Annotated in this window: 6 protein-coding genes; 3 read left to right on the top strand and 3 right to left on the bottom strand. The window is 40.0% G+C overall.

The genetic code is table 11. The features are described from left to right. Positions 1 to 9: 9 nt before the first annotated feature. The 3 genes from L641_RS0108820 to clpS all read right to left on the bottom strand — a co-directional run bounded on the left by L641_RS0108820 (position 10) and on the right by clpS (position 4,109). Positions 10 to 1,338, bottom strand: a complete 1,329-nt coding sequence (locus L641_RS0108820; protein WP_024601195.1) for an IS4 family transposase — start codon at positions 1,336 to 1,338, stop codon at positions 10 to 12. A 132-nt stretch (positions 1,339 to 1,470) separates the two neighbouring features. Further along, complete coding sequence (clpA, locus tag L641_RS0108815; RefSeq protein ID WP_013464752.1) at positions 1,471 to 3,732, bottom strand: ATP-dependent Clp protease ATP-binding subunit ClpA; 2,262 nt, start codon at positions 3,730 to 3,732, stop codon at positions 1,471 to 1,473. Between the two features lie 68 nt (positions 3,733 to 3,800). After that, the gene (gene clpS, locus L641_RS0108810) at positions 3,801 to 4,109 is read right to left on the bottom strand and encodes an ATP-dependent Clp protease adapter ClpS (protein ID WP_008110102.1); all 309 of its coding nucleotides are present in this window, start codon (positions 4,107 to 4,109) and stop codon (positions 3,801 to 3,803) included. Positions 4,110 to 4,318: 209 nt separating this feature from the next. Here clpS and cspD point away from each other — a divergent pair, with 209 nt between their 5' ends. The 3 genes from cspD to L641_RS0108795 all read left to right on the top strand — a co-directional run bounded on the left by cspD (position 4,319) and on the right by L641_RS0108795 (position 8,768). Further along, a complete protein-coding gene (cspD, locus tag L641_RS0108805) occupies positions 4,319 to 4,537 on the top strand; it encodes a cold shock domain-containing protein CspD (RefSeq protein ID WP_013464751.1) in 219 nt (72 codons plus the stop codon). Between the two features lie 453 nt (positions 4,538 to 4,990). Beyond that, a complete protein-coding gene (locus L641_RS0108800; RefSeq protein ID WP_013464750.1) occupies positions 4,991 to 7,213 on the top strand; it encodes an NADP-dependent isocitrate dehydrogenase in 2,223 nt (740 codons plus the stop codon). Between the two features lie 226 nt (positions 7,214 to 7,439). Beyond that, a complete protein-coding gene (locus tag L641_RS0108795) occupies positions 7,440 to 8,768 on the top strand; it encodes an IS4 family transposase (RefSeq protein WP_024601195.1) in 1,329 nt (442 codons plus the stop codon). Positions 8,769 to 8,777: the final 9 nt, after the last annotated feature.

The raw sequence follows: 8,777 nt of genomic DNA, 5'->3' as shown, positions 1-8,777 counted from the left end.
TAATGCCAGTCAGTTAAGAACTGACTGGCATTTTCTTTTATAGGGGTACTTATTCGGCTTCTTTCTTATCACCCTTGGATAATGCCTATCTGGTAATCTATCGGGTAAAATAAACAATCTAAGTGTTGTCAGTAACTCATCGTAATGAATAGGCAACTTACTTGCACTATGTATTGGCGTAAACATAAAGAAAGCGATAACCTGTCGCATAGATTGGCTAAAGCTTAGCTGTGTAGGCAAAATATCCTCATCTTTAGTTGCATCAAGCATGATGATACGTATTAAATTGTAAGCGAGTAATAACCCCCATAACTCTTGACGTACCATGTCTGGTTTCTTACTACGTAACGTGTGTTTGCTATGATTCAATCCCTGCTTTATTTCTCTAAACGCCAGCTCAATTTCCCAGCGTTGAGTATAAACCTCTGTTAATTCTTCATATGGAAATCGTAAAGGGTCAATGAGAGAGCTGAGTACACGATAGCTTTTTCCATCCACTTTATAGGTGGTTAATCTTGCCATCATGGTCTCTGGTAATGACTCAAATTTCTTTCTGGCTTGAGGACTTGTGGACAAAATCACTATTTTATCATTGTCATTTATACTATGTTCAACTTGATACTGTAAATCCTTCCTCGCGGGTAACATCCAGTGAGTGTTATCTCCTTGGTTTTGCCATTGATACAACAGTCCTAATGAGTAATAGCCGCGGTCAAACAAGGTAAGAGAATTATCTGGTACGGCTGGTAATAGTCGTTGAGCTAAGCTCATTTCACCTATGCGACGGGAGTCAAAGCTGCTATCTAACAGTAAATGGCTAGATACTTCCATAAGGCTACACATTCGTACTTGTGGGTAGCTTACTTCTCCATGTTGATTACTGTCACTGCCAAATGCTTCTCTGTTTTCTTGATTATCATGAGTTCGAAAACTAACGCCATCTACAGCGAGTAAATTAAGTCCGCACCATTGTTCAAAAGACTGGGTGGAAAAGGTTTTGTGTGCAAGTAATTGAAATGTATGTTGGACTGACTCATAGCCTAACCTTTGCCGACCTTGAACTAGCGCACTTGGCGCTACTAGTTTGTTTTTTCCGGGTAAAGAGATGTCGAGTCTATTAGCGATATCCCAAACGGTTTCGTTTCGGAATAAACTCATTCCAATTACAGACCACATAACAGCTTCTAGCGGTAATCGCCTTTTACGCACAGTAGCAACACCTGCATGTTTAAATGCTTGCTCAAGAATATCAGGGTCAAGAACCTGTTTAAGTTTATCTAGTGTATGTACATCATTTAAAAATGAAGACATGTTATCGAAGTGCTGAATGAGAGACATAAAAAAATCCGATATTATTTCTAATATCGGATTTTGAAGCCATGGAAAGATCAGTCAAGTGATCATAAAAATATTCTTAACTGATCTGCATTATGCATAAAGCAGGCTTTTTAAATTGCTAACTTTTATAGGTTAGGCTGGCGTTAAGTCACTCTCGTAATCAAAACGCAGCTTTTTATCTTTAACCGATACTTTTACTGTACCGCCAGAGATTAGCTCGCCAAACAGTATTTCGTTTGCTAATTGCTTTTTAAGGTCTTCCTGAATAACACGTGCCATAGGGCGTGCGCCCATTGCTTTGTCATAGCCTTTGTCAGCCAACCATTCACGTGCTTTAGACGTCAGCTCAAGATTAACTGATTTCTTGTCTAGTTGCGCTTGAAGCTCCACAACAAACTTATCAACCACTTGTAAAATAACTTCTTTATCAAGGTGATTAAACCAAATAATGTTATCTAAGCGGTTTCTAAATTCTGGTGAAAATACTTTATTAATTTCACCCATTGCATCGTGCGTATGGTCTTGCTCACTAAAGCCAATCGACTTACGTGTGGTTTCTTGCACGCCGGCATTAGTGGTCATCACGACTACGACGTTTCTAAAGTCGGCTTTACGACCATTATTATCAGTTAGCGTACCGTGATCCATAACTTGCAATAAAATGTTGTAGATATCTGGATGGGCTTTTTCAATCTCATCCAAAAGTACAACAGCGTGTGGATTTTTAATGACCGCTTCTGTTAGTAAGCCGCCTTGTTCAAAACCAACATAACCCGGAGGCGCACCAATTAAACGGCTCACTGCATGGCGCTCAACATATTCAGACATATCAAAACGAATAAACTCAACGCCCATACACTTAGCTAGTTGCTTGGTAACCTCAGTTTTACCGACACCGGTTGGGCCTGCAAATAAGAACGAACCAACCGGTTTGTTCTCATTCGCTAAACCTGAACGCGACAAACGAATGGCAGAAGTTAATGCATCAATAGACTGATCTTGCCCAAACACTAACATTTTTAAGTTACGGTCTAAGTTTTTCAGCGTTTCTTTATCAGACGATGATACATTTTGTGGCGGGATACGCGCCATTTTTGACACAATCAGCTCGATATCAGAAACACCAATCGTTTTTTTACGTTTAGAGGTAGGTAACAAGCGTTGGCTTGCACCCGCTTCATCAATAACATCAATCGCTTTATCAGGCAGATGACGTTCGTTAATGTACTTAGCGCTAAGCTCGGCTGCCGCCTTCAACGCTTTTTGCGTGTAACGAATACCATGGTGTGCTTCATAACGCTCTTTTAAGCCGTTAAGAATTTTAGTGGTGTCTTCCACACTGGGCTCAAGCACATCAATTTTTTGAAAGCGACGTACCAAGGCACGGTCTTTCTCAAAAATATTTTTGTACTCACCATAGGTGGTAGAACCCATACACCGTAATTGTCCACTGGAAAGTAGCGGTTTAATTAAGTTTGAGGCATCCATTACCCCACCCGATGCAGCACCTGCACCGATAATGGTATGAATTTCATCTATAAATAAAATAGAGCCTGGTTTAGCTTGCAGCTCTTTTAATAAGCTTTTAAAGCGCTTCTCAAAATCGCCTCGGTATTTAGTACCGGCAAGCAAAGCGCCCATATCTAATGAGTAAACAACCGCATCAGCAATAACTTCAGGCACTTGTTCGTTAACAATTCGATACGCTAAACCCTCAGCGATGGCTGTTTTACCCACGCCGGCTTCACCAACCAATAATGGGTTATTCTTTTTACGACGACACAGCACTTGCACTGTGCGCTCTACTTCACTGTCACGGCCAACAAGCGGGTCAATATTACCCTCTTTAGCGTGTATATTAAGGTTAGTTGTAAAGCTGTCGAGCTTACTCGCTTCTTCACTGGCAACTTCTTGCACTTCTTCATGTATATCGTCAGTGTCATCGCCTAATTCGTCGTCACCTTTGGCAATCCCATGAGAAATAAAATTAACAATATCAAGGCGAGAAATATCATTCTTTTTAAGTAAATAAACTGCTTGGCTTTCTTGCTCAGAAAAAATAGCCACCAGCACATTTACACCAGTCACTTCATTTTTTCCCGAAGATTGCACATGAAATACTGCGCGCTGTAATACACGCTGAAAACCAAGCGTTGGTTGAGTTTCGCGTTCTTCTTCTAAATCAGGAATAACCGGTGTGGTTTCATCAATAAATTCAAGTAACTCTGTTTTTAATCCAGAAATGTCAACACCACACGCATTAAGCGCTTCTCCAGCTGATGGATTATCGAGTAGAGCTAATAAAAGATGCTCTACGGTCATAAACTCATGACGACGTGTACGCGCTTCACGAAACGCGGTGTTCAAAGTTAGTTCTAAGTCTTTATTTAGCATTGGCAACCCCTTACAGAGATAATAATTTTATACCGCACTTCAAAGATGAAAGTTCACCTTTGTGGTATTTATTCCTGCTCACAACTACATAGCAGTGGATGCTCGTTATCCCTTGAGTAGCGGTTAACTTGCTCAGCCTTGGTATGTGCTACATCGGCGCTGTAAACACCACAAATGCCCTTACCTTGCTGATGTATTTGCAGCATCACATCAGTTGCTCTATCGCTATCCATATTAAAAAACGTCATCAAGATCTCAATTACAAAATCCATCGGCGTGTAATCATCGTTGTTTAACACAACTTTATATTTTCGCGGTGGCTGCAACTTTTGCTTTTCACTATCGCGAACGGTGTCGATAACACCAGAATCTTTCATACCACTCATAATTAAATATAGTCTTGTCTTTGTAACTCAAGCAAACTTGAATAAAAAAATAAATAAAATGTTAAAAAATAACCCAAAACACTTGACTGGTTGCTTAAATAAACTACAGTCAAATGGTGATTGATTAAACCTTAGTCAGTCTAGCAAACAATACAGTTTAGGATAACTAAATTAGTCAACTTATAGAAGGATGTAGAAGTATGGCTTGTGGTAAAGTCAAATGGTTCAACAACGCCAAAGGTTTTGGTTTCATCGTAGAAGACGGTTGCGAGAACGACATTTTTGCTCATTACTCCACTATTGTAATGGACGGATACAAGACGCTTAAAGCTGGTCAAGATGTTACCTTCGAATTACAACAAGGCCCTAAAGGTCTACACGCTACTAATATAGCCCCTAACGGCGATATTTTAGAGTGATTGTAAATATGAGACTAAAGCGAGCGACCTATTTAGATCCTCGCTTAATTCCCTAAAACCCCTAACCACTTCTATATTAATTGCTTCATTGTTCGTTAATTCAACCCCACTCCTTGATTTTATTTTATCTACCCCAATAATTTCATTATTAGATGTTTAACTGCTGGCGTTTGGCGCGTAATCCTAGCCCTTTTTAGCCAAGCTTGTTACACTCTTTATCCTGTAAAACGTAATTACTTTAGCCTAATGGCTAGTTTAGATTTACATAAATTTTAGTTATAAAAGACACTAGTCCGTCAGGTGTGATTATTCTTACCTTGTTTAGGTTATACGAGTACCAACACCTAACAGACTACTCATTGCATACATTAATACTTTATTTATAAGGTATTAGGCGATGATTTCTTTGCATTGTTGAATTTGGCCAATGCGGCCTACTATCTAGGAATGATGATGACATCAAAAATTATCTATACAAAAACGGACGAAGCTCCGGCATTAGCAACGTATTCGTTGTTACCAATTATCCAAGCGTACACAAATGCGGCAGGTGTTGAAGTTGAAACACGCGACATCTCACTCGCTGGTCGTGTTATTGCGAGCTTCCCGGATTACCTAACAGAAGAACAACGCATTGGTGATGCACTTGCAGAACTTGGCGAAATGGCGAAAACACCAGAAGCTAATATCATTAAATTACCGAACATCAGTGCCTCAGTTCCACAACTTCGCGCTGTAATTAAAGAGCTTCAAGAAAAAGGTTATGCACTTCCAGAATACCCTGTAGAACCTAAAAACGATGAAGAAAAAGCGATTCAAGCCGCCTATGACAAAATTAAAGGCAGTGCAGTAAACCCTGTACTTCGTGAAGGTAACTCTGACCGTCGCGCACCAAGTTCAGTAAAAGAATATGCACGTAATAACCCACATTCAATGGGGGCATGGAGCAAAGATTCACAGTCTTATGTTGCAAGCATGGAAGAAGGTGACTTCTTTGGTTCAGAGCAATCACTAACTGTTGATGAAGCAACGGATGTTCGTATTGAACACGTAGCGGCTAATGGCGATATCACTGTACTTAAGCAAAGCACACCGCTACTTGCTGGTGAAGTTATTGATGCATCACGTATTAGTGCTGCAAAATTACAAGCATTCCTTGAAGCTGAAATTAATGCAGCTAAAGAAAAAGGCGTGTTATTTTCGCTTCATATGAAAGCGACCATGATGAAAGTATCTGATCCAATCATCTTTGGTCACGCTGTAAAAGTATTTTACAAAGACGTTTTTGCAAAACACGGTGCACTTTTTGAAGAGCTAGGTGTTGATGTAAATAACGGTTTAGGCGATGTGTACTCTAAAATTCAAACTTTAGATGACGCTAAGCGCGAAGAAATTGAAGCTGACATTCAAGCTGTTTACGCTGACCGCCCTGCTATCGCAATGGTTGATTCTCATCGTGGTATTACAAACTTACACGTACCAAGTGATGTGATCATCGATGCCTCTATGCCTGCTGCAATTCGTTCAAGCGGTCAAATGTGGAATAAAGACGATAAATTACAAGACACAAGCTTTGTAATTCCAGATCGTTGTTACTCTGGCGTTTACCAAGCAACGATTGATTTTTGTAAAGAGCACGGTGCATTTGATCCTACGACTATGGGTAGCGTACCAAACGTTGGCCTTATGGCTCAAAAAGCAGAAGAGTACGGCTCACACGATAAAACATTTGAAGCAAAAGCTGACGGTACTATCCGTGTTGTAGACACAAACGGTAATACGTTACTTGAGCACAGTGTTGAGAAAGGCGATATCTGGCGCATGTGTCAGGTTAAAGATGCACCTATTCAAGATTGGGTTAAACTTGCAGTAAACCGCGCTCGCGCAACAGGTAATCCGGCTATTTTCTGGTTAGATGCAGAACGTGCACACGATGCTGAGCTAATCAAAAAAGTAAATAAATACCTGCCAGATCACGACACTGCTGGCCTAGATATTCAAATTTTATCGCCAATGGATGCAACCTTGTTCTCACTAGCACGCATCAAAGAAGGTAAAGACACAATTTCTGTAACGGGTAACGTGTTACGTGATTATTTAACAGATTTATTCCCAATTTTAGAATTGGGTACCAGTGCTAAAATGCTTTCAATTGTGCCACTAATGAATGGCGGTGGTTTATTTGAAACTGGTGCGGGTGGCTCTGCACCTAAGCACGTTCAACAATTTGAGAAAGAAAACCACTTACGTTGGGATTCTTTAGGTGAATTCTTAGCACTTGCTGCGTCACTTGAGCACCTAAGCACAACAACAGGTAACAAAAAAGCACAAGTACTTGCAGATACACTTGATAAAGCTACCGGCACATTCTTAGCTGAAAACAAGTCGCCTTCACGTAAAGTAAAAGAGATTGATAACCGTGGTTCTCATTTCTTCTTATCTTTATTCTGGGCACAAGAACTTGCTAAGCAAAATGATGACAGCGAGCTTAAAGCGCAGTTTACGCAAATTGCTAGCGACCTTGAAACTAACAAAGAGCAAATTGTTAGCGAGCTAAACGATGCACAGGGCCCAGCAATGGACATTGGCGGATACTTCCAGCCAAATGACGATGCAGCTTTTAAAGCAATGCGCCCAAGCACAACATTTAACGAGATTTTATCTAAACTGGTATAAATCCATTAAATGAATGAAAAGGCGCTCCAAAGAGCGCCTTTTTTTTGTGCCTAATACCAATTCGCTTATTTAAGTGGTTTACTTTGCAGATTGGTATAAGTAAAAGCTGTTCATAAAAAAGGCCGCTAATGCGTAATGCAGATCAGTTAAGAATATTTTTATGATCACTTGACTGATCTTTCCATGGCTTCAAAATCCGATATTAGAAATAATATCGGATTTTTTTATGTCTCTCATTCAGCACTTCGATAACATGTCTTCATTTTTAAATGATGTACATACACTAGATAAACTTAAACAGGTTCTTGACCCTGATATTCTTGAGCAAGCATTTAAACATGCAGGTGTTGCTACTGTGCGTAAAAGGCGATTACCGCTAGAAGCTGTTATGTGGTCTGTAATTGGAATGAGTTTATTCCGAAACGAAACCGTTTGGGATATCGCTAATAGACTCGACATCTCTTTACCCGGAAAAAACAAACTAGTAGCGCCAAGTGCGCTAGTTCAAGGTCGGCAAAGGTTAGGCTATGAGTCAGTCCAACATACATTTCAATTACTTGCACACAAAACCTTTTCCACCCAGTCTTTTGAACAATGGTGCGGACTTAATTTACTCGCTGTAGATGGCGTTAGTTTTCGAACTCATGATAATCAAGAAAACAGAGAAGCATTTGGCAGTGACAGTAATCAACATGGAGAAGTAAGCTACCCACAAGTACGAATGTGTAGCCTTATGGAAGTATCTAGCCATTTACTGTTAGATAGCAGCTTTGACTCCCGTCGCATAGGTGAAATGAGCTTAGCTCAACGACTATTACCAGCCGTACCAGATAATTCTCTTACCTTGTTTGACCGCGGCTATTACTCATTAGGACTGTTGTATCAATGGCAAAACCAAGGAGATAACACTCACTGGATGTTACCCGCGAGGAAGGATTTACAGTATCAAGTTGAACATAGTATAAATGACAATGATAAAATAGTGATTTTGTCCACAAGTCCTCAAGCCAGAAAGAAATTTGAGTCATTACCAGAGACCATGATGGCAAGATTAACCACCTATAAAGTGGATGGAAAAAGCTATCGTGTACTCAGCTCTCTCATTGACCCTTTACGATTTCCATATGAAGAATTAACAGAGGTTTATACTCAACGCTGGGAAATTGAGCTGGCGTTTAGAGAAATAAAGCAGGGATTGAATCATAGCAAACACACGTTACGTAGTAAGAAACCAGACATGGTACGTCAAGAGTTATGGGGGTTATTACTCGCTTACAATTTAATACGTATCATCATGCTTGATGCAACTAAAGATGAGGATATTTTGCCTACACAGCTAAGCTTTAGCCAATCTATGCGACAGGTTATCGCTTTCTTTATGTTTACGCCAATACATAGTGCAAGTAAGTTGCCTATTCATTACGATGAGTTACTGACAACACTTAGATTGTTTATTTTACCCGATAGATTACCAGATAGGCATTATCCAAGGGTGATAAGAAAGAAGCCGAATAAGTACCCCTATAAAAGAAAATGCCAGTCAGTTCTTAACTGACTGGCATTA

It is taken from the genome of Pseudoalteromonas sp. TB41 (assembly GCF_000497975.1).
Classification (GTDB): Bacteria; Pseudomonadota; Gammaproteobacteria; order Enterobacterales; family Alteromonadaceae; genus Pseudoalteromonas; species Pseudoalteromonas tetraodonis.
Note: the sequence above shows the minus strand (reverse complement) of the source record. Positions and strands in the feature narration are given on the sequence as shown.